Origin of the sequence: Raoultella sp., assembly GCF_039594335.1 — a bacterium.
Lineage (GTDB): Bacteria > Pseudomonadota > Gammaproteobacteria > Enterobacterales > Enterobacteriaceae > Klebsiella.
This window is the reverse complement of the sequence record NZ_JBCNNS010000028.1, coordinates 23,177-43,982: the sequence shown is the minus strand read 5'-3', so window position 1 is coordinate 43,982 and position 20,806 is coordinate 23,177. Positions and strand designations below refer to the sequence as shown.

The following is a 20,806-nucleotide window of genomic DNA, read 5'->3' as shown; positions in this document are numbered from 1 at the left end:
GTTCGTCGCCCTGCGGATAGCCCTGCAGCGAGTCGACAATCGCGTAAGCCAGCCCTTCAAACACTGCCCGCTGCAGCTCCGCGCGGGTGGTGTGCTGGCTGATACCGAAATAACCGGCCCGCGCATCGGGGCTGAAAAACGGCGCGCGTTCGCCGTTCAGATAGGGTTGCCAGAAGACGCCGCCGCTGCCCGGCTCGACATCGGCAATAGACTGCTCCAGTAGCTGGAGGTCCGCCGTCAGGGAAATCTGCTGTTGCAACCAGTCAATATTCGGCGTGCCGGCCTGCATCGGGAAGAGATTGATAAAGCTCCCCGATTCGGTGTGGGTCACGTAGCGCGTTCCCTCATTCACCGCCTGGCGACCGTGGCAAACAATCCCGGTACAGCAGGTGGTGCCGAGAATGGTGTAAATATCGCCATCGTCGATCGCGCCGCAGCCCAACGCGGCGCTGCATACGTCGAGCGCCCCTGCGGCCACCGGCGTGGCGACGGGGAGTCCGGTCAGGGCGGCGATCTCATCTCGCAGCGTGCCTGCCGGCGCATCGGGGGCCAGAAGCGACGGGAACAGGTGCTGCAGATCGGCCAGCCCCATTTCGTTAAGTACCACTTCCGATAGCTCGCCGCTGTGCTGATTAAGTAGCGAGGTACTGGCATCGGTAAAATCCAGCGCCGCCACCCCGGTTAAACGAAAACGCACCCAGTCTTTGGCGAAAAACAGATAGTGAGCCTGCGCCAGGCGCTCCGGTTGATAATGCCGGAGCCAGCACAGCTGCATGCTGGTGTTGCACGGTTGCAGGTGAGTACCGGTATCGTCAAAGAAACGGCGGTCAAAGCCGGGGCGACGTAACAGCTCGCTCATCAGCTCGCGGCTGCGGGTGTCACTCCACAGGATCCCCGGGCCAACCGGTTCGCCCTCGGCATCGCTCAGCCAGACGCCTTCGCCCTGCCCGGCAAGGCCGATCGCCCGCAGACGTCCGTTCTTCAGTTCCGGCTGCCGGGCAATCTGTTGCAAAATGGCTATCACCGACTGCCACAGCTGCGCCATATCCTGCTCGGCATAACCGTTCGCCGACAGGCGCGGCCCGGTATTCTCCGCCGCGCTGGCTCGTGCCTGAAAATGTTCATCAAACAGCACCGCTTTCACGCGCGAGGTGCCGATATCGATTCCGAGATAAAAATCCATGCCTGACCCGTTAATGGAGAGAAATTTAGTCGCGCTCGTAGCGGCGACGCATCAGCTCGCACTCGAACAGAAACTCCAGTCCTTCCAGCTGGCGACGGGCCTCGTGAATATCTTTGCCCCAGCAGGTCAGACCGTGACCGCGCAGCAGGAAGCCGTAGCGCAGCGGGTTGGTCTGGGCATAATCTTCAATGCGCGCCGCCAGAGCATCGATATCCTGGTCGTTATCGAATATCGCTACCGGTACGGTATCGAGATGGCTGTGCTGGCCGCTCAGGGTTTTCTGCATTTCATAACCCTGCAGCGCCAGGGTGGCGCTTTTTTCAATCCGCGACAGCACGGTGGCGTTGACGGTATGCACATGCAGAACAACATTCGCTTCCGGAAACAGGCGATACACCAGCGTATGCAGGCCGGTTTCAGCGGAGGGTTTACGCCCGGAAGGCGCTTTGTTACTGGCGATTTCCACCTGGAGGAAATCCTCCGTCGTCAGGCTGCCTTTATCGCGCCCCGACTCGCTGAGCCAGCACCAGGTCGCGTCCTGACGCACCGACATATTGCCACCGGTGGCCGGCGCCCAGCCTTTTGCGCCGATCCAATGACAGGTGGTGACCAGTTGCGCGAGTCTTTCTTGCCACATAGCAGTTCCTTAGTTTAGCGATATTAATTTGAGAACCTTTACGGGCAGGCATGAATGTGGCAGGCAGTCTGGACACAGACAACGGGAACACCCCGAACGTACACGGAGTACGTGAGGAGTATTCGCTACGCCCACCTTCGGGTCGCCATGAAAGGCGTTCAAAACTCGACGAGTTTTGTGTGAGGCCCCCAGGTCCAAAATGGCCAATAAAATTGCCCGACAAAAGGTTCTTTAGCCGTCTAAATGGCTATTTATCCGATACTAACACCGCCAGCTTAAGTGAACAATATTTCAGGAAAGGCTTACATTGATAATGGTTATATCAGAAACGCATATGAAATTACTGTTTTTAACAATAATATAACCAAGCGCTTTCATGTAGCCCCTATTACCGGCTACCGGCGCTCAAAAAGACGGGGGATCGTTCTGCAAGAAAGTCGGGGGAAACGCGCATGATTTGCCGATTCTGATCTACCTCGCACAATCAGTATTGCCTCGATAACAGGCAGACCCCCCCCCAGCGCCGCCATACAGTGCCTGATTGTTGCCAAAGTGCATTTATCAGGAATTGCCCGCTGGCGGCTAACGCCCCAGAGGGCCGACAAGATCTGGCAATAATATTGAACTCGCAGGCAGTCAGGACCACGCCCCCGCAGGTCGCGTAAGGCGCCAGCCGCCAGAAATGCGCGTACCCAAGATCAATCTCAGCGCCAGCCTGTTTTACACCATGAACCTCTGCCCCATCGCAGTGCAAAACTTTGCACTATGCACACCCCTATGACAAACACAGGCTGATAAACGAATTTTTATGTGCACAGTGCCCACCATATTGTGTTACCCCTGCCCCCTTTTTTTTGGCACACCTCTTGCTATCCCTTTGGCATCGCCATTCGGACAACCACTCAGAGGTTCCACCATGTCAAACAGCAATGATTTTCCACTCGTCGAAGCGCCCGCCTCCGGACGTAAAGGCGTATTGTCGATCTCCATGGTTCTGTTCAGTTTTACTTTTTTTACCGGCACGATGTTCGCAGGCGGCAAGCTTGGCGTCTCTTTTTCCATCGTCAATCTGCTGTGGATTGCGGTGATCGGTAACTTTTTACTGGCCCTCTACGCTGCCTCGCTCGGCTGGATTGCCGCACGCAGCGGACTGAATACCGTACTGATGGGGCGTTTTTGTTTCGGGGAAATCGGCAGCAAGCTTGCCGACTTTATTCTCGGCTTCGCCGAATTGGGCTGGTACGCCTGGGGCACCGCAACGGTCGCCATCTCGCTGGTCAAAATCCTCGCCCTTCCTGAGGCGATGACCATCCCGCTGATGATTCTGTTCGGGATCCTGTTCTGCGTCACCGCGCTGGTGGGCTATAAGGGGCTGGATGCGCTGTCGCGTGTGTCGGTGCCGCTGATGTTTATTCTGCTGGTGGTTTCGATGTACCTTGCCGCCCATCACGCCGGCGGCTGGCAAGCGATGACCAAAATCGAACCGGGCGAAACCATGACCTGGTCGGCGGCAATCACCATGGTATTTGGCACCTTCGCCAGCGGCGCGACCCAGGCGACAAACTGGACGCGGCTGGCCAACTCCAGCCGCACCGCTATCGTCGCCAGCATGAGCAGCTTCCTTGTCGGCAATGGGCTGATGATCGTTGCCGGCGCCTGGTGCGCCATCGTTTATCAGCAGGCCGATATCGTGGAAGTGTTGATTTTACAGGGGCTGTCTGTCGCTGCAGTGGTAATGCTGTGCCTCAACCTGCTGACGATCCAAGGGCCGACGATCTATAACGTCTCGGCCGCCGCCTGCCATCTGCTGCGCAGCGAGCGCCGCCGTACCCTGACCGTGGTCGCCGCCGGTGTCGGCATTGTGCTGGCCATTGGCGGGATGTATGAAATGTTGATTCCTTTCCTGGTCCTGCTGGGCAGCATCATTCCGCCCATCGGCGGCGTTATCCTCGCCGATTACTGGTTTTATCGCGGTGGCCGCTATCCGCTGCTACATACCGCCCGCTTACCGCGTTTTAACTGGCTGGGGCTTAGCGCCTACGCCGTAGGCGCGGTGGTAGCTTACCTGTCGCCGTGGATCGCCCCGCTGGTAGGCATTACCGTTTCCGCGCTGGTCTATATCGCGCTGAGCCGTCTGAGCAAACGCCAGCCCGCCGCTGATTCGGTCGCGGAGCAGTAGTCATGAGCCTGACGGTCAGCGAAATCCTCGCCCTTGACGGGCTCTCCGCCCTGCGCCTGCGCGCGGGCAAACAGGGGCTGCAGCTGGCGGTGCGCTGGTACTACGTGGCGGAAAATGAAAATATCGCCGAATGGATCATGGGCGGGGAACTGGTGTTTATCACTGGGATCAACCATCCCCGCAATGAAGACAACCTGATCCATTTACTGATGGAAGGCAAGCAGCGCGGGATCGCCGGAATGGTGATCCTCACCGGCGACGCCTATATTCAGGCGATCCCGCCGCGCCTGATCGCACTGGCCGATGAACTGGGTATTCCGCTGATCGAACAACCCTATCTGCTAAAGATGGTGATAGTGACCGAACGCATCGGTACCGCACTGGTGCGCAGCGAGAATGCCCTGCAATCGCAGCGCGATATTCTGCTACAGCTGTTAACCGGCGACTATCCCGACCTGCAAATTCTGCATCAACGCGCGCTCCATCAGCAGCTGGATTTTACCCGCTCGCTGCGAGTGGCAGCGCTGCGCCTGGAAGGGATCCCGCGCCTGTTTCGCCAGCTTCCGCCAGAGCAGGCTGAAGCCTGGCTCCAGCAGGCCCGCCGCACCGTGCGCCAGCGCCTGCAGCAGCAGCTCAATCAGCAGGGCAACCCCTTTCCGCTGGTCGAGCGCAGCAATATGTTTCTCTTCCTGCTCCCGGATGAAGAAGGCGAGTTTTATCAGCAGAAAAAGTGGCTCCAGGCGTGGCTGCTGGCGTTGGCGGAAGGCGACGATGGGCTTTCGCTGCTGTGCGGCCTTTCAGCGCCGGTGCAGCAGTTACAGGGGTATCAGCGCGCGCTGTCGCAGGCGCGTCAGGCGCTGGACCTCAGCGATAACCTGCGACCGGCCCAACGCATCAGCGACTACCAGCAGTTGGGTTTTATCAAGCTGCTCTCCGCCGTCAGCGACCCTACCCTGCTGAGCGATTTTATGCACGACACCCTCGGCTGCCTGATCGAACCGGATCGCAAAAGTCCGTGGCTGCTGATGGAGACGCTGGAAACGCTTCTTCAGGAGAGCGGTAACGTGGTCAGGGCCGCCGAGCGGCTGGGTATTCACCGCAACACGCTGCATCAACGTATCCAGCGCATTGAAAAGTTGACCCGCTACCCGGTCAGCCATCCGCAATTTCATCTCAACGCCTCGGTCGCCTTAGCTATCTGGCGTATGTCGCAAAACCATTTACGGGAACAACCATGAAAATTTTCAACGCGCGCCTGCGCCATCAAGAAGCGCTCTATACCCTTGAGTTACGTGACGGCCTGATTAAAAGCATCACCCCACAGTCCGCCTTGCAGGCGGCCGACGCCAGCGATATCGACGCCCGGCAAAAGCTGGTGATCCCGCCGTTCGTCGAACCGCATATCCACCTGGATGCCACCCTGACAGCGGGCGAGCCGGCGTGGAATATGAGCGGTACCCTGTTCGAGGGCATCGCCCGCTGGAGCCAGCGTAAAGAGAGCGTTACGGTTGAAGATACGCGCCAGCGGGCGCTAAAAACTATCGGCATGCTGCGCGATAATGGCGTACAGCACGTACGCACCCATATTGATGTCACCGACCCCTCCCTGACGGCGCTTGAAGCGATGCTGATGGTGAAAAAAGAGGCGGCCCACCTTATCGACCTGCAAATTGTCGCTTTTCCGCAGGAGGGTATTGAGTCCTTCCCCTGCGGGCGCGAGCTGATGACCCGCGCCATTGAAATGGGCGCCGACGTGGTGGGCGGTATTCCTCACTACGAAAACACCCGCGATAAGGGCGTCAGCTCGCTGGTTTTTCTGATGGATCTGGCCCAGCGCCACGGCTGCCTGGTGGACGTGCACTGCGATGAAACCGATGATCCGCAGTCGCGCTTTCTGGAAGTGCTGGCGGAAGAGGCCCGGGTGCGCGGTATGGGCGCGCAGGTCACCGCCAGCCATACCTGCGCGATGGGCTCCTACGATAACGCCTACTGTTCAAAGCTGTTCCGCCTGCTTAAAGCCTCAGGCATCAACTTTATCTCCTGCCCGACCGAAAGCATTCACCTGCAGGGGCGCTTCGACAGTTGGCCGAAACGCCGCGGCCTGACGCGGGTGGCGGAGCTAGACCGCGCCGGAATCAACATCTGCTTTGCCCAGGACTCCATTCAGGACCCGTGGTACCCGTTGGGTAACGGCAATATCATGCGTATCCTCGACGCCGGGTTGCACATTTGCCATATGCTGGGATATGAAGATTTGCAGCGCTGCCTCGACCTCATCACCGACAACAGCGCCCGCACACTGTGCCTCGGCGACAACTACGGTATTGCCGAAGGTCGCCCGGCAAACCTGCTGATTCTCGATGCACAAAACGACTATGACGCGGTGCGCCGTCAGGCCAAAGTACTGACCTCAATTCGTCACGGCAACGTCATTTTGCAGCGCCAGCCGGAGCAGATTCACTATCCGGCATAGACATCACGTTGATGCGGTATGCACCCGCGTCAATCTGCTGCCCGCACAGGGAGTTATGTAAGTACCTTCTTACTTACTGCATTTTTGTACCGGTCATAGGCTCATGCCGACCTTCTTGTCAGGGGGCGGCTGGCGCCTTATCTGACCGGCAAAAACCTTGAGTCTGAAGGTTGCGTATCGCCTACAGCGCAGCACCGTCGGGCCATACCGAAAGTTGCACTCTGCCGCTCATCCGACGCGAAGCTGTGGCGACCGCTTCGCGTTTTGACTCAGGCCTTTTCTGGCGCAAACGCCCCGGCGGCTACCTGCTCCGGGGTCACCACGCCGCTATCCAGTACCCAGCCGCTAATTAACGCTGCGGGGGTGACGTCAAATGCCGGATTGTAAACGGCGGCCTCTTTCGGCGCCCACTGCACCGCGCCAAAGCTGCCAGCGACGCCGGTCACTTCTACTGCCGCTCTCTGCTCAATCGGAATCGCTTCGCCGTTTGGACAGTGGCGATCAAGGGTCGTTTGCGGTGCCGCCACGTAGAACGGAATTCCGTGATACTTCGCCAGTACCGCCAGCGAGTAAGTGCCGATCTTATTCGCCACATCGCCGTTAGCCGCGATACGGTCAGCCCCAACCCATACGGCATCAACCTGTCCTTTGGCCATCAGGCTGGCAGCCATCGAATCGGTAATCAGCCGATAAGGCACTCCCAGTTCGCCCAACTCCCAGGCAGTCAGTCGCCCGCCCTGCAGCAGCGGACGCGTCTCGTCGACCCAGACGTTTTCCACCCGCCCGCGCTGATGGGCCAGCGCAATGACCCCCAGCGCCGTCCCCACGCCCGCCGTCGCCAGCCCGCCGGTATTACAATGAGTCAGCAGGCGGCTGCCCGGCGTCACCAGCGCGCTGCCCGCCTCGGCGATACTGGCGCACAGCTGTTTATCTTCTTCGATCAGGCGCAGCGCTTCCTCTTCCAACGCCTGGGAATAGTTCTCTTCCGCCAGCGCCAGCTTCATGCGATCGAGATTGTTCATCAGGTTTACCGCCGTCGGGCGCGCGGCCCGCAGCGTTTCCAGCGACTGGAGCAGTTCATCCTGGCTGAGGCCGCGCCGGGCCAGCAGCGCGAGCAGCAGACTGGCCGACAGGCCGATTAACGGCGCGCCGCGCACCCGCAGCGCGTGAATATGGTCCACCAGCAACGAAACGTTATCCGCCGCCAGCCAGCGTTTTTCCTGCGGCAATGCCTGCTGATCAAGAATAAAAAGCTGATTTTCGCTTACTCGCAGGCTGGTGGTCTGTAGTGTCTGCATATCGTTAAATCCCTGTTGCGTTGTTGTATTACATTGTGTCAGGATGAAATCCAGAAGTATAGACGTCTGAACGGCTTAATCAGAACTTTCGAGGATCGAGGCAATGTCGCAATACCATACCTTCACCCCCGGCGATGCCGTGGCATACGCACAACAATTTGGCGGCATCGATGACCCGTCGGAGCTGGTGTCCGCGCAGGAAGTGGGGGACGGTAACCTCAACCTGGTCTTTAAGATTTATGATACTCACGGCGTGAGCCGCGTGGTCGTGAAGCAGGCCCTGCCCTACGTTCGCTGCGTAGGTGAATCCTGGCCGCTGACCCTTGACCGCGCCCGCCTCGAAGCGCAAACCCTGGTGGCGCACTACCAGCACGCCCCGCAGCACACGGTGAAAATCCATCACTTCGACCCTGAACTGGCGGTGATGGTGATGGAAGATCTCTCCGATCACCGTATCTGGCGCGGCGAGCTGATTAACAACGTTGACTATCCGCAGGCCGCTAGTCAACTGGGGGAATACCTGGCCCAGGCGCTGTTTCATACCAGTGATTTCTACCTCCATCCACACGAGAAAAAGGCGCAGGTCGCCCGGTTTATCAATCCGGAGATGTGCGAAATCACCGAAGACCTGTTTTTCAACGACCCGTACCAGGTTCACGAACGCAATAACTACCCGGCCGAACTGGAAGCTGAAGTGGCCGCCCTGCGTGACGACGCTTCGCTCAGGCTGGCGGTCGCCTCGCTGAAACATCGCTTCTTCTCGCACGCTGAAGCGCTGCTGCACGGCGATATTCATAGCGGCTCCATTTTTGTCGCCGAGGGCAGTTTTAAAGCCATCGACGCGGAATTCGGCTATTTCGGCCCGATAGGTTTTGATATCGGTACCGCTATCGGCAACCTGCTGCTGAACTACTGCGGCCTGCCGGGACATCTGGGCATTCGCGATGCGGCTGCGGCTCGCGAACGGCGACTGCGCGATATTCAGACGCTGTGGAATACTTTTGCCGAACGCTTCCAGTCTCTGGCTGCGGAGAAAACGCGCGATGCAGCGCTGGCCTATCCCGGATATGCCTCCACGTTCCTGAAAAAAGTGTGGAACGATGCGATTGGCTTCTGCGGCACCGAACTGATTCGCCGTAGCGTCGGCCTGTCCCACGTCGCCGATATAGAGACAATTCAGGATGAGGCCATGCGCCACGAGTGCCTGCGCCACACCATCACCCTGGGTAAAGCACTGATTGTGATTGCTGACCGTATTGATAGTGTCGACGAGCTGATCGCGCGAATCCGTCAATACGGTTGAACTCCCAGCCCAACCGTTCCCGGATCGTGCTGCGCTTCGCCGGGCTACCGGTTACAGCCGTCTGCGCTCCGGTTGCCCGGGTAAGGCGTTTACGCCGTAATCCGAGAAAAGAACACGTAGCCCGGGCAAGACGCGTTAGCGTCGCGGCCCGGGAAGGCAACCCCCTACCCCAGATACTCAATCACCGACAGCCCGCCGTTGTAATCCGTGCTGTAGATAATTCCCTGCGCATCGACAAAGACATCACATGACTGAATCACCTGCGGGCGACCTGGACGGGTATCCATCATTTTTGCTGGCGCGGCGGGCACCAGCGCCCCGGTCTCCAGCGGCCGATAAGGGTTGGAAATATCGTAAGCGCGAACGCCCGCGTTCTGGTAAGTGGCGAAAATCAGCGTTGAGCTGATAAAGCTGCCGGGGCGATTCTCATGCAGATTATGCGGACCAAAGTGCGCCCCTTTCGCCACGTAGTCAGCTTCATCCGGCTGCGGGAAAGTAGAGATGCTCACCGGGTTCGTCGGTTCGCGGATATCAAACAGCCAGATCAGCTTCTCGCCATCCTGCTGGTTATCGAGCACCGCTTCATCCAGCACCACCAGCAGATCGCGATCCGGCAACGGCAGCGCCGTATGGGTTCCACCGCCAAACGGTGGACTCCAGTTGCGATGACTGATCAGCTTCGGCTGAGTTCTGTCTTTCACGTCGAGCAGCGTCAGACCTCCGTCGCGCCAGCTGCCATAAGCCGTGTCCCCAGCAATAATGGCGTGATGCAACGCATAGCGCTTGCCCTGCGGCCAGTTCGCCGTCTCCCCCGCCGCCTGGTTCATCCCTGGCAACCACCAGCGCCCGGCCACTTCCGGTTTGCGCGGATCCGCCAGATCGATAGTCAGGAAGATATAATCGCTAAAACCGTCGATCAGCGCGGAAACGTAAGCCCAACGACCGCCAACGTACCAGATTCGATGAATGCCGATACCGCTGAGCGATAAAAACCCAATCTCGCGCGGATGCTCCGGACGCGAAATATCGAACACGCGCAGCCCGGCGCTCCAGCCGCGATCCTGCACATCGCTCACCGTCTCTCCCACCGAGCGGGTGTAATACACCTTCTCATCGGCAAAGCGGGTGTCGGCAAACAGATCGCGGGCATTAATGACCAGCAGGAGATCATCATGCGCCTGCAAATGCACGTTCCAGGTCCCCGGCGGCGCGGCAATGTAGTTGACCGTTTTCGGACTCGACGGATCGCGCACGTCCACCACCGAAAACCCCTGCGACACCATATGGCCGATGTAGGCAAAGCCACGGTGTACCATGAGCTGGACGCCGTCCGGGCGTCCTCCCTGATCGCTATGCCCAATCAGCCGCATATTGCGACTGTAGTCGGGACGCGGTAATTCAGTCACCTTAAGCTCCTTTTGTCGGATGGCGGCTGCGCCTTATCTGATCTGCCAGATCACAGGTCCGTTATGCGCAGCGCCAACGGGCGTTACTTGTTTTTAGCTTCCAGCGTGGCGAACCACGGGGCGATAAAGTCCTCCGTCTGGCCCCAACCCGGAATGATTTTACCCAGCGAAGCGACGTTAACCGCTCCCGGCTGCGCCACAAGCAGCGCCTGCGGAATGGTCGCCGCTTTGAAGTCATAGGTTGCCGGAGTCGGTTCACCGGCGATCTTATTGGCGATCAGGCGTACGTTGGTGGCGCCGATGAGCTTCGGATCCACCGCCACGCTCACCTTCCACGGGCTGCCGGACTCACGCATCAGCTGCAGGTCCTGGTTAGAAATATCAATGCTGTACAGTTTGATCTCGGTGCGGCCATTCTCTTTCAGTGCTTTATAAGCGCCCTGACTGAACGCATCCCAGGTCCCCCAGATGGCATCAATTTTACCTTTGGGATATTTAGCTAATATCGCGCCGACTTTGTTGGCTGTATCGCCCTGTACATCGGAAGAGACCGCGCCAATCGACTCCAGCTCTTTAATCCCCGGGTTTTGCTTAAGCAGCTTCTGGTAAGCGGCCTGGCGGCGTTCCATCGGCGGGAAGCCGGCGACCCACAGTTTGACGATATTGGCTTTGCCATTGAAGTCTTTCACCAGTTGGCCAAAGGAGAGATTGGTCAGCGAAGCGTCATCCTGCTGGGTGACGGTGACGCCCGGGATCTCGCCGTTGACCGCCGTATCGAACACGGCAACTTTGATCCCGGCATCCACCGCTTTTTTCACCAGCGCGGTGGAGTACGGATCGCGTCCCTGAGAGAGGATAATGCCGTCGTATTTCTCGCTAATTGCCTGGTTAACGAAATCCTGGAATTTGGCGTCATCGCCGTTGCTCAGGAAGGTGCTGATTTTAAAACCGAGCTTTTTCCCCTCCTGGATAGCCCCGGAGACAAACTGAGTGGTGTTATCGTCGGATCCAAGATTACGGATCACCGCGATACGAATCGGGCCGCTATGTTCGGCAATTGCCGCCGGGAGCGGCGTCGGGGTTTCAGCAAAGGCCGCCGCAGAGTTGAACAACCCCAAGGCGATCAGTGAAAGCATTATCTTTTTCATGGTGTTTACCCTGTAAAATTTTATGTGCGGCGCTGAAAGTAAGTCAGTGCAAGCGCGCCAGCCAGCACCAGCCCTTTAATAATGTCCATTGCGTAGTACGGCACCGACAGCATCACCAGACCGTTGGAGAGCACGCCAAGAATCACCGCTCCCACCAGCGTGCCCATCGCGTTCGGTTTGCCTGAGCCCGCCAGTGAAAAGCCAATCCACGCCGCCGCCACCGCATCCATCAGGTAGCCGCCACCGGCATTAACCTGCGAGGAACCGATGCGCGATGCCAGTAAAATGCCGCCCAGACCGGCCAACAGCGAAGAGATAACATAGACCGCCACTTTATAGCGGGTGATGCGCAACCCGGAGAGCCGCGCGGCCTCTGGGTTTCCACCGATGGCATACATTCTGCGCCCGTGTGTGGTGAACGAGAGCGCCAGTTGTGCAACCACGGTCACCACCAACATCACGATCACTATCGTGGGTACCTGACCCAGCGAACCGAACACGGCCGGAATCACGCCCTCCGCCATGTCGCCACTCGGCAATACCATGTTCTCGGTAATCGAACCGCCATAGCTGTAGGTCATTGCCACGCCCTGAATCACAAACAAGCTGGCGAGGGTGGCCAGCATGTCGGGAATGCGCAGTACCACAATCAAAAACGCGTTGAACAACCCCACCAGCGTACAGAGCGCCAGGGTGACCAGGATCGCCTCGGTGGTGCCAAAGCCATGCCAGACAAACAGCGAGATCACCAGCGCGTTTGCCAGCGAGGCCGTTGACCCCACCGACAGGTCAAAGCCGCCAATGGTCAACGAAACAGAGACGCCAATCGCAATCACCGTCACGATGGCGATGGAACGCAAAATGTTGATGATGTTGAACGGGTCGAGGAAGTTGTCCGAGGCGAGGCCAAAAACGGCAATCAGCAGCACCACGGTGAGCAACATGCCCCATTTATAAAGAAAATCAAAAAATCGCTGACGACCCGATGCCGTCGCGTTAACTGTCAGGGCCTTGCTCACGCTACTGCTCCTCCGGTGGAGTAATAAAGAAGTGTCTCTTCCCGGGCCTCAGCGCCCGGAATTTCTGCGACGATACGCCCGTCCCACAACACGCAAATGCGGTCGCACAATCCCACCAGCTCAGAGAACTCGCCGGAGGCATAGATAATCCCTTTCCCGTCTCGCGCCAGCCCGTCGATCAGGGTGAACAGGTCGGTTTTTGCTTTCACATCGACGCCCTTGGTCGGCTCGTCGAAGATCAAGACGTTGGCGTTGCCGCGCAGCCATTTGCCGATCGCCACTTTCTGCTGGTTACCGCCGGAAAGCCGACGCAGGGTCTGGCCCGGGCCGGTACTCCGAATCCCGAGCCGGGCGATCACCTCTTCCGCCCAGCGCCATGCCTGGCGATGGCCGAACAGGCTCCAGCGCGAAAAGCTGTTATCAGCGCTGACCGCCAGGTTCATGCCGATCGGTTCTTCAATAAAAATGCCCTCTTTGCGCCGCTCTTCCGGCACCAGCGCCAGCCCGCGCATCACGGAATCTGCCGGGTCGCGAGGCCGCCACGGCTGACTGTTCAGCTCACCGCGAGTCAGACGACTTTTGCTGGCGCCAAACAGCGCCTTGCACAGTTCGGTTTTTCCCGCCCCGGCCAGGCCGGCGATCCCCAGAATTTCACCTTTGCGCAGACGCAGCGAAATATCCTGCAGCAACCCCTCATCGTGCAGACCGTCAACCTGTAACAGAATCTCTTCGCCGTGCGGGGGACGTTTCGGCGGGAAGATATCGCTCAGCTCGTGGCCGAGCATCTTCTCTACGATCTGCTCGCCGCTCAGCTCGTTCATCGGACTGCTTTCAATCAGCTTTCCGTCGCGCAATACCGTCAGGGTGTCGCAGATGGCTTTCAGCTCATGAATGCGGTGGGAGATAAACACCACGCCGATCCCCTGCTGCTGCAAGCGGCGAACCACCGTAAACAGACGCTCGCTTTCATGCTGATCCAGCGGCGCGGTAGGTTCATCCAGAATCAAAAACCGGCAATGGTGCGACAGCGCGCGGGCCAGCAGAATTTGCTGCTTCTCCGCCAGGGTGCAGCTCTCGATGGGGCGACGCACATCGAGCGTAATATCCAACTGGGCCAGCGCCTCGCGCGCCTGCTCACGCACGGCGCGCCAGCTAAAGCCCAGCCCCGGCTCCGCCAGTCGATCCAGCATAATGTTTTCCGCAATGGTCAGGCCGGGCACCAGCGCCACATCGACCTCCTGTTGCACCAGATGAATACCCAGTTGTTTCGCATCTCGTGGCGAGCGAATGCTCACCGTCTGGTTATTGATGACGATCTCGCCCTCATAATGGGCGTGCGTTCCGCACAGCACCGCCATCAGTGTCGATTTCCCCGCGCCATTAGCACCGGTCAGCGCGTGTACCGAACCTCCCCGCAGGGTAAACGCAACACTGCTCAGCGCCCTGAAACCGGAAAAGGCCAGATTAATGTTATTCATCTCGAGACGATTCACTGTCATCCGTCGGGACCTTCACGATTAATATTCTGATTTAACGAATTTTTCATAGCCGACCTTGACTGACAACTGCGTAAAAGGCATAAGATAAAACGAAATAATATTAGCCATCCGGATGTCCAGACATAACATCAGGTTAGCGAAACAAAATAAAGGACAGCGTTCATGAGCAACAGCGATATCCGCGTGGTACCCGGCCCGGCAAACTATTTTTCCCATGATGGCAGCCTTGCCCACCTACACGATTTTTACAGCGACGAGCAGCTTTCGCGCGCTATCTGGATCTACGGCGAGCGCGCCATCGCCGGTGCGCAGCCCTTTCTGCCGCAGGCGTTTCACGCCGTCGGCGCCAAAAAAGTGCTGTTTAGCGGGCACTGCAGCGAAAGCGACGTCGCGGAACTGGTCGAGGAAGCCGGAGATGACCGCGCCGTGGTGATCGGCGTCGGCGGTGGCGCGCTGCTGGATACCGCCAAGGCCGTGGCCCGGCGGTTAAGCCTGCCGGTGGTAGCCATCCCGACAATCGCCGCCACCTGCGCCGCATGGACCCCGCTATCGGTGTGGTACAACGACGCCGGGCAGGCGCTGCATTTTGAAATCTTCGATGACGCCAACTTCCTGGTACTGGTGGAGCCGCAAATCATTCTCAACGCCCCGGCGGAATATCTGCTGGCGGGAATCGGCGATACGCTGGCGAAATGGTATGAAGCGGTGGTGCTGGCGCCGAAACCGGAAACGCTGCCGTTGACCGTGCGACTGGGGATTAACGGTGCGCTGGCCATTCGCGACGTTCTGCTGCAAAGCAGCGAAACCGCGCTGGCGGATCAGCAGCGCGGCGAACTGTCGCAGGCGTTCCGCGATGTGACGGACGCCATTATCGCCGGCGGCGGGATGGTCGGCGGCTTAGGTGAGCGTTATACCCGCGTCGCCGCCGCGCATGCGGTGCATAACGGCCTGACGATCCTGCCGCAGACCGATAAATTCCTTCATGGCACCAAGGTTGCCTACGGCATTCTGGTGCAAAGCGCCCTGCTGGGTCAGGACGACGAACTGGCGCAGTTGATCGACGCCTGGCAGCGTTTCAACCTGCCTACCACCCTGGCGGAACTCGACGTGGATATCCATAACCGGGACGAACTGGATCGGGTCATTGCCCATACCCTGCGCCCGGTAGAATCGATCCACTTCCTGCCGGTGGAGCTGACGCCGCAGAGCCTGGCCGCCGCCTTTGAGAAAGTGGAAAACTTCCGCAGACAGGTGCATTGACGGACGGGAATCCCGCTCTATACCTAATGATGCATCTCCCACACAGTACGAGGTCATCATGCAGATCGAGTTAACGGGTAAAAAAGCGTTGGTTACCGGGGCCAGTCGCGGAATTGGTCGCGCAATTGCACTGTCGCTGGCACAGGCAGGCGCCGACGTGGTTATCACTTATGAAAAATCCGCCGATAAAGCGCAGGCGCTTGTCGACGAGATCGTGGCTCTCGGTCGCCGTGGCGCGGCGATTCAGGCCGACAGCGCGAACGCCCAGGCGATTCAGTAGGCCGTCACGCGCACGGTAGAGTCCCTCGGCGGACTGGATATTCTGGTGAATAACGCCGGGATCGCCCGCGGCGGCCCGCTGGAATCGCTGTCTCTGGAAGATATCGATGCGCTGATCAACGTGAATATCCGTGGCGTGGTGATTGCTATCCAGGCGGCACTGCCGCATCTGCCTGCAGGAGGGCGCATTATTAATATTGGCAGTTGCCTTGCCAACCGCGTGGCCTCACCGGGCATCGCGGTCTACGCCATGACCAAATCTGCGCTCAACTCGCTGACCCGCGGCCTGGCCCGCGATCTCGGGCCGCGCGGCATTACCGTGAACCTGGTGCACCCGGGACCGACCGATAGCGATATGAACCCGGCGAATGGTGAGCAGGCCGACGCGCAACGCCAGCTTATTGCCGTGGGACATTACGGTCAGCCGGATGATGTCGCTGCTGCGGTGACCTTTCTGGCCAGCCCGGCAGCCGGACAAATCTCCGGCACCGGTGTGGATGTTGATGGAGGACTTAACGCCTGAAGGAAGGACTTAACAGCACTTCGCGCCGCCTTTTCCGCCGTAGCGCGCATCCTGTCGCTCGCGAAAGAACTCTTCATAGGTCATCGGCGTTTGCTCAGGATGCGTCTGGCGAATATGCTCGACATAATTATCGTAATCAGGCACACCAATCATCATTTTCGCCGCCTGACCCAAATATTTCCCGGCTTTCGAAAGGGTATCAAACATATTGCTCTCTCATGACTCCCCCTTTCCGCAGGTGGAAAGGGGGTCAGGTTTAATGTGCACGCTTCGCCTGCGCCGCCATCGGCTCTGCGGCGGCAGGTAACGCTTGATAAGGCGTCTCTTTCGCCGTCGGTTTGTCCTCTTTCAACGCCGCCAGCGCGGTTTTGATGGAGAAGAACGCCAGTACCACCACGACCACCATAAAGAAGATGGTTAATCCCGCATCCAGGCGGTTGTTAAAGACCAACTGCGCCAGCTGAGATTCGGTGTACTGAGGCGGAATCGTGCCGCTGTCGATCATCGCCTGGAACTTATTGGCAATCGCCAGGAAGCCGACTTTGGTGTCCGGGCTGAACGATTTCTGCCAACCAGCGGTCAGGGTGCAAATCAACAGCCAGGCCGTCGGCAGTAGCGCTACCCAGGCATAGCGTTCGCGCTTCATTTTAAACAGTACCACCGCACACAGCATCAATGCCATCCCCGCCAGCATCTGGTTAGCGATACCAAACAGCGGCCATAGCGTGTTAATGCCGCCGAGCGGGTCAACAACACCTTGATGCAGGAAGTATCCCCACGCCAGCACGCAAAGCCCGGTGGCCAGCAGGTTGGCCGGCAGCGAGTTGGTTTTCTTCAGACCCGGACTGAGCACGCCCAGTAAATCCTGCAGCATAAAGCGCGCTGCGCGGGTACCCGCATCAACCGCCGTCAGGATGAACAGCGCCTCAAACAGAATGGCGAAGTGATACCAGAAGGCAACGTCCATCAAACCGCCCAGCGAACCATGCAGGATGTAGGCCATCCCCACCGCCAGCGTCGGCGCGCCGCCGGCCCGCGAAATAATCGACTGCTCGCCCACTTCGCTGGCTATCTGACGCAGCGTGTCCGGCGTAATGCTAAAGCCCCAGCTGCTGACCACCTGCGCGGCAGAGGCTACCACATCGGTGGTGCCCGCCGGCGCCAGTAACGCCATCGGGCTGTTCATCGCAAAGTAGACGCCCGGATCGATAACGCAGGCCGCCACCAACGCCATGATGGCGACAAAGGATTCCATCAGCATACCGCCATAGCCGATAAAGCAGGCCTGGCTCTCATTCGCCAGCATCTTAGGCGTGGTTCCGGATGAAATCAGCGCATGGAAGCCGGAGACCGCGCCACAGGCGATAGTGATAAACAGGAACGGGAACATGCTGCCGGACCAGACCGGGCCAGTACCGTCAATAAATTTGGTCAGCGCTGGCATGGTCAGCGTCGGGCGCATAATCAGAATACCAATCGCCAGCCCGACGATGGTGCCAATTTTCAGGAAGGTCGACAGGTAATCACGCGGCGCTAACAGCAGCCATACTGGAAGAACGGCGGCAATAAAACCGTAGCCCACCAGAATCCAGGTCAGCTGTACGCCGGTGTAATCAAACCATGGCGCCCAGGTCGGACTTTCCGCCACCCATCCGCCGGAGACAATCGCAAACACCAGCATCACCAGACCAATCACCGACACCTCGCCAATCCGTCCCGGACGCAGGTAGCGAATGTAGATCCCCATAAAGATCGCCAGCGGGATGGTGAATGCTACGGTGTAAGTGCCCCACGGGCTGTGGGTCAGCGCTTTCACCACGATCATCGCCAGTACGGCGAGGATAATCACCATAATCATAAAGCAAGCCACCAGCGCCAGCACGCCGGCGGTTGGCCCCATTTCTTCTTTCACCAGCTCCCCGAGAGAGCGTCCGTCGCGGCGGGTCGAAACAAACAGCACCATAAAGTCCTGCACCGCGCCGGCCAGCACGACCCCGGCAAGGATCCAGATCATTCCCGGCAGATAGCCCATCTGCGCCGCCAGTACCGGCCCAACCAGCGGCCCAGCCCCGGCAATCGCCGCAAAATGATGACCGAACAGCACCTTTTTATCGGTCGGGACATAATCAAGGCCGTCGTTATAGCGTACGGCGGGGGTCATGCGCGTAGGGTCAACCGCCAGCACATTTTTGGCGATATAGAGACCGTAGAAACGATAGGCGATCAGATAAATGCAGACTGCCGCGACGACAATCCATAACGCATTAATCTGTTCACCTCGGTTTAAGGCGATATAGCCGAGGGCAAAGGCTCCGACAACCGAGAGCACTGTCCAGATGAGGTATTTCCCTGAATGATTCATCGTTGCGTTCCACCGGTAAGGTAATCAGGATGTTACATTTTGTTTCTAGAACAGAACGCCAAGTTTAACAACATTGAAACCGTACAGATGTCGTGCAAAGGCAGGGATTTATCTCACATTGCTAGCGAGATCACTTCTGAGGGGAAAATGGAATGTATCGTCAGCACGCAAGCGCGACTTGATACATCGTCAGGCAACCCCCGAGTTGGTCTCCTCAGCCGAGGACCGCCGTGCCCAAACGGCAGGTACAGCAGCGGCGGCCCCGCTCGTCGAACACGGCAATCTCCCAGCTCTGGTTCTGACGCCCCAGGTGCAGAGGACGACACTCGCCACGCACGCGACCGCTCGAGACCGCCCGATGGTGGGTCGCATTCAGCTCGGTCCCCACCACGCACTGGCCCTCTTCGCTCATCAGCCAGCCGGACATCGATCCCAGCGTCTCCGCCAGCGCCGCGGAGGCACCACCGTGCAGCAGGCCAAACGGCTGATGCGTACGCGCATCAACCGGCATACTCGCCTCCAGCAGCCCTTCTTCCAGCCGGGTGTAAACTATCCCCAGGTGAGCGACCATCGTATTCTCGCTGGTGGCATTCAGCGCCTCCAGCGTCAGCTGACGTTTCCAGGCCATTTACGCCCCCAACGTCGAGCCGCCGTCTACCACGATATCCTGCAACGTGATATGACTGGCGTGCTCGGAAGCGAGAAACAGGATCGTGCTGGCAATCTCCTGCGGGCGCGCAATTTTACCCAGCGGGATCCCGAGCTTAAACTGCTCGCCGAAACCGCGGATACGGCGCTGCTCGGCATCCTCACTCATCCACAGCGTGCGCTGCATATCGGTGTCGGTGGAGCCCGGAGAGACCAGGTTACAGCGTACGCCGCTGCCCGCCAGTTCCAGGCCCACGGTCAACGCCAGACTTTTCAGCGCCGCCTTTGAGGCGCCGTAGGCGCTCATGCCGATGCGCGGCGTATGCGCGGCATCGGAGGCGACGGTGACGATGGCCCCACCCTGCTGGCGACGGAACTGGCCCATCGTCTGCTGGAACAGGTTAAACGCCCCGCCGACGTTGACGGCGAAAGTCTGCTGCCATGCGTCCAGACTCAGCTCATCGGTCGCGCCCATGCGCAGAATCCCCGCGGCGTTAACCAGCACATCCAGCCGATCGATGCCTTTCAGCAGATGCCCGCATACCTCGGCCACCTGCTGCGCATTGGCAACATCCAGCGTGTGGGTGGCAAACGGATAGTCATCCCCCTCAAAAGCGAGATCGAAACCACTCACCCGAGCGCCGGCTTCAACAAATGCCAGCGCCGTTGCGTAGCCAATCCCCTTACCGGCGCCGGTGACCCAAACGGTTTGCCCCTGAAAATCCAGCGCGGCCATTATTTCACCTCACGAGAGAGCAGCGCCCACCAGGCATCAATGGTCGGGTTTTTCGCCAGCATGACGAAATCAATATCGCCCTGCACTTTGCGCCAGCGGGCGGCCAGCGCCATCATCCGTACGGAGTCCAGACCGTAATCGATCAGGTTTTCGTCATCCATGGGTTCGTCGGATTCATCGAGCAGCGGCAGTACCAGCGCCCGCAGCGCCGTTTTTGAGGCCGGCAGCGGCAGCAGCTCTTCGGTCATGACGACGCGACCGCAGCGGCCGGCAACATATTTCAGCGACATCAGATGTTCATCACGGCTAAAGTCCGCCAGCGCATCGGCGACGAAGAACGGTTTAATATCGCGCATAAAGGCGTCGGTAGCGGTGGTCATACAGCCGATATGAGCATAGACACCGGTAATAATCAGTTGATCGCGACCGCTCTCTTTGAGCATCTCTTGCAGCGGTGAACGGTGAAACGCACTGTAGCGCCACTTCACCAGCACGGTGTCGTGTTCATCGGGCGCCAGCGCGGCAATCACGCGCTGCTGCTCCGGCGAGCGGGTCAGGCCCGGTCCCCACATATCATTAAGCAGGGCGCGATCTTCATCGCTTTGCTCTTTCGGCTGCGCGGTGTAAAACACCGGAATATTATTCTGTTTGCAGAAGTCGCGCAGCGCGGCAATGTTCGCCACCACTTTCGCCATCATCGCGCTCTCTTCCCCCCAGAAGTTGAGAAAATACTCCTGCATATCGTGGATCAGCAGCGCGGCGCGGGAGGGCTCAAAAGCCCAGTTCACCTTGTTCGCCGGGATGTCGCTGGCTTCCGGCAGCGCGTAAGCCTGTAATTCAGGGATAGCCATTC

17 protein-coding genes and 1 pseudogene are annotated in these 20,806 nt (G+C 58.8%); 6 read left to right on the top strand and 12 right to left on the bottom strand.

Going from position 1 to position 20,806, the window contains the following annotated elements:
• Positions 1-1,183: FGGY-family carbohydrate kinase (locus ACZAHD_RS07320; RefSeq protein WP_462456188.1), on the bottom strand; the 1,183-nt coding region annotated here is incomplete at its 3' end.
• A gap of 25 nt (positions 1,184-1,208) precedes the next feature.
• Positions 1,209-1,820, bottom strand: coding sequence for a methylthioribulose 1-phosphate dehydratase (locus ACZAHD_RS07315; protein ID WP_462456187.1), 612 nt, complete (start codon positions 1,818-1,820; stop codon positions 1,209-1,211).
• Between the two features lie 916 nt (positions 1,821-2,736).
• Between ACZAHD_RS07315 and codB the strand changes: the two genes are divergently transcribed.
• Genes codB through codA form a run of 3 tightly spaced genes read left to right on the top strand, consistent with a single transcriptional unit; the run spans position 2,737 to position 6,472 of the window.
• On the top strand, positions 2,737-3,999 hold the full coding sequence (gene codB, locus ACZAHD_RS07310; protein ID WP_462456186.1) for a cytosine permease: 1,263 nt from the start codon (positions 2,737-2,739) through the stop codon (positions 3,997-3,999).
• A 2-nt stretch (positions 4,000-4,001) separates the two neighbouring features.
• Positions 4,002-5,237, top strand: a complete 1,236-nt coding sequence (locus tag ACZAHD_RS07305) for a PucR family transcriptional regulator (protein WP_462456185.1) — start codon at positions 4,002-4,004, stop codon at positions 5,235-5,237.
• Positions 5,234-6,472 (top strand): cytosine deaminase, encoded by a 1,239-nt coding sequence (codA, locus tag ACZAHD_RS07300; RefSeq protein ID WP_462456184.1) that lies wholly within the window; start codon positions 5,234-5,236, stop codon positions 6,470-6,472. Before ACZAHD_RS07305 ends, codA begins: the two co-directional genes overlap by 4 nt.
• 269 nt (positions 6,473-6,741) lie before the next feature.
• Here the strand turns inward: codA and mtnA are convergent, their stop codons facing one another.
• On the bottom strand, positions 6,742-7,770 hold the full coding sequence (gene mtnA / locus ACZAHD_RS07295; RefSeq protein ID WP_462456183.1) for an S-methyl-5-thioribose-1-phosphate isomerase: 1,029 nt from the start codon (positions 7,768-7,770) through the stop codon (positions 6,742-6,744).
• 103 nt (positions 7,771-7,873) lie between these two features.
• On the opposite strand from mtnA, the gene mtnK reads away from it, so the two are divergent.
• Positions 7,874-9,073 (top strand): S-methyl-5-thioribose kinase, encoded by a 1,200-nt coding sequence (gene mtnK, locus ACZAHD_RS07290; RefSeq protein WP_462456182.1) that lies wholly within the window; start codon positions 7,874-7,876, stop codon positions 9,071-9,073.
• Positions 9,074-9,237: 164 nt separating this feature from the next.
• Here mtnK and ACZAHD_RS07285 read toward each other — a convergent pair whose 3' ends face one another.
• The 4 genes from ACZAHD_RS07285 to ACZAHD_RS07270 form a co-directional block, all read right to left on the bottom strand.
• Positions 9,238-10,479: an LVIVD repeat-containing protein gene (locus ACZAHD_RS07285; RefSeq protein ID WP_462456181.1), complete on the bottom strand. Its 1,242-nt coding sequence runs from the start codon at positions 10,477-10,479 to the stop codon at positions 9,238-9,240.
• Between the two features lie 83 nt (positions 10,480-10,562).
• Positions 10,563-11,627, bottom strand: a complete 1,065-nt coding sequence (locus tag ACZAHD_RS07280) for a sugar ABC transporter substrate-binding protein (protein WP_462456180.1) — start codon at positions 11,625-11,627, stop codon at positions 10,563-10,565.
• Between the two features lie 20 nt (positions 11,628-11,647).
• Positions 11,648-12,646: an ABC transporter permease gene (locus tag ACZAHD_RS07275; RefSeq protein WP_462456179.1), complete on the bottom strand. Its 999-nt coding sequence runs from the start codon at positions 12,644-12,646 to the stop codon at positions 11,648-11,650.
• Positions 12,643-14,145, bottom strand: coding sequence for a sugar ABC transporter ATP-binding protein (locus ACZAHD_RS07270; RefSeq protein WP_462456178.1), 1,503 nt, complete (start codon positions 14,143-14,145; stop codon positions 12,643-12,645). Before ACZAHD_RS07270 ends, ACZAHD_RS07275 begins: the two co-directional genes overlap by 4 nt.
• 162 nt (positions 14,146-14,307) lie before the next feature.
• Here ACZAHD_RS07270 and ACZAHD_RS07265 point away from each other — a divergent pair, with 162 nt between their 5' ends.
• Both ACZAHD_RS07265 and ACZAHD_RS07260 read left to right on the top strand, forming a co-directional pair.
• Complete coding sequence (locus ACZAHD_RS07265) at positions 14,308-15,405, top strand: oxidoreductase (RefSeq protein WP_462456177.1); 1,098 nt, start codon at positions 14,308-14,310, stop codon at positions 15,403-15,405.
• A 58-nt stretch (positions 15,406-15,463) separates the two neighbouring features.
• Positions 15,464-16,207 (top strand): annotated as a pseudogene (locus ACZAHD_RS07260) (SDR family NAD(P)-dependent oxidoreductase).
• Positions 16,208-16,216: 9 nt separating this feature from the next.
• Here the strand turns inward: ACZAHD_RS07260 and ACZAHD_RS07255 are convergent.
• From ACZAHD_RS07255 to ACZAHD_RS07235, 5 genes are all read right to left on the bottom strand, one after another.
• Positions 16,217-16,414, bottom strand: a complete 198-nt coding sequence (locus tag ACZAHD_RS07255; protein WP_032688939.1) for a YbdD/YjiX family protein — start codon at positions 16,412-16,414, stop codon at positions 16,217-16,219.
• 49 nt (positions 16,415-16,463) lie between these two features.
• Positions 16,464-18,569 (bottom strand): pyruvate/proton symporter CstA, encoded by a 2,106-nt coding sequence (cstA, locus tag ACZAHD_RS07250; protein WP_462456176.1) that lies wholly within the window; start codon positions 18,567-18,569, stop codon positions 16,464-16,466.
• Between the two features lie 214 nt (positions 18,570-18,783).
• Positions 18,784-19,197: a proofreading thioesterase EntH gene (gene entH, locus ACZAHD_RS07245; protein ID WP_462456175.1), complete on the bottom strand. Its 414-nt coding sequence runs from the start codon at positions 19,195-19,197 to the stop codon at positions 18,784-18,786.
• A complete protein-coding gene (gene entA / locus ACZAHD_RS07240) occupies positions 19,198-19,953 on the bottom strand; it encodes a 2,3-dihydro-2,3-dihydroxybenzoate dehydrogenase EntA (protein ID WP_462456174.1) in 756 nt (251 codons plus the stop codon).
• Positions 19,953-20,804, bottom strand: coding sequence for an isochorismatase (locus tag ACZAHD_RS07235; protein ID WP_462456173.1), 852 nt, complete (start codon positions 20,802-20,804; stop codon positions 19,953-19,955). The genes entA and ACZAHD_RS07235 overlap by 1 nt, the downstream gene beginning before the upstream one ends.
• Positions 20,805-20,806 lie beyond the last annotated feature (2 nt).

What these genes read in the sequence shown, in the direction of transcription:
- ACZAHD_RS07265 (WP_462456177.1), top strand. Translation starts at nt 14,308, where the DNA reads ATGAGCAACAGCGATATCCGCGTGGTACCCGGCCCGGCAAACTATTTT.
- ACZAHD_RS07280 (WP_462456180.1), bottom strand. Translation starts at nt 11,627, where the DNA reads ATGAAAAAGATAATGCTTTCACTGATCGCCTTGGGGTTGTTCAACTCT.
- entH (WP_462456175.1), bottom strand. Translation starts at nt 19,197, where the DNA reads ATGGCCTGGAAACGTCAGCTGACGCTGGAGGCGCTGAATGCCACCAGC.
- ACZAHD_RS07255 (WP_032688939.1), bottom strand. Translation starts at nt 16,414, where the DNA reads ATGTTTGATACCCTTTCGAAAGCCGGGAAATATTTGGGTCAGGCGGCG.
- mtnK (WP_462456182.1), top strand. Translation starts at nt 7,874, where the DNA reads ATGTCGCAATACCATACCTTCACCCCCGGCGATGCCGTGGCATACGCA.
- entA (WP_462456174.1), bottom strand. Translation starts at nt 19,953, where the DNA reads ATGGCCGCGCTGGATTTTCAGGGGCAAACCGTTTGGGTCACCGGCGCC.
- cstA (WP_462456176.1), bottom strand. Translation starts at nt 18,569, where the DNA reads ATGAATCATTCAGGGAAATACCTCATCTGGACAGTGCTCTCGGTTGTC.
- ACZAHD_RS07235 (WP_462456173.1), bottom strand. Translation starts at nt 20,804, where the DNA reads ATGGCTATCCCTGAATTACAGGCTTACGCGCTGCCGGAAGCCAGCGAC.
- codA (WP_462456184.1), top strand. Translation starts at nt 5,234, where the DNA reads ATGAAAATTTTCAACGCGCGCCTGCGCCATCAAGAAGCGCTCTATACC.
- ACZAHD_RS07315 (WP_462456187.1), bottom strand. Translation starts at nt 1,820, where the DNA reads ATGTGGCAAGAAAGACTCGCGCAACTGGTCACCACCTGTCATTGGATC.
- ACZAHD_RS07305 (WP_462456185.1), top strand. Translation starts at nt 4,002, where the DNA reads ATGAGCCTGACGGTCAGCGAAATCCTCGCCCTTGACGGGCTCTCCGCC.
- mtnA (WP_462456183.1), bottom strand. Translation starts at nt 7,770, where the DNA reads ATGCAGACACTACAGACCACCAGCCTGCGAGTAAGCGAAAATCAGCTT.
- ACZAHD_RS07270 (WP_462456178.1), bottom strand. Translation starts at nt 14,145, where the DNA reads ATGACAGTGAATCGTCTCGAGATGAATAACATTAATCTGGCCTTTTCC.
- codB (WP_462456186.1), top strand. Translation starts at nt 2,737, where the DNA reads ATGTCAAACAGCAATGATTTTCCACTCGTCGAAGCGCCCGCCTCCGGA.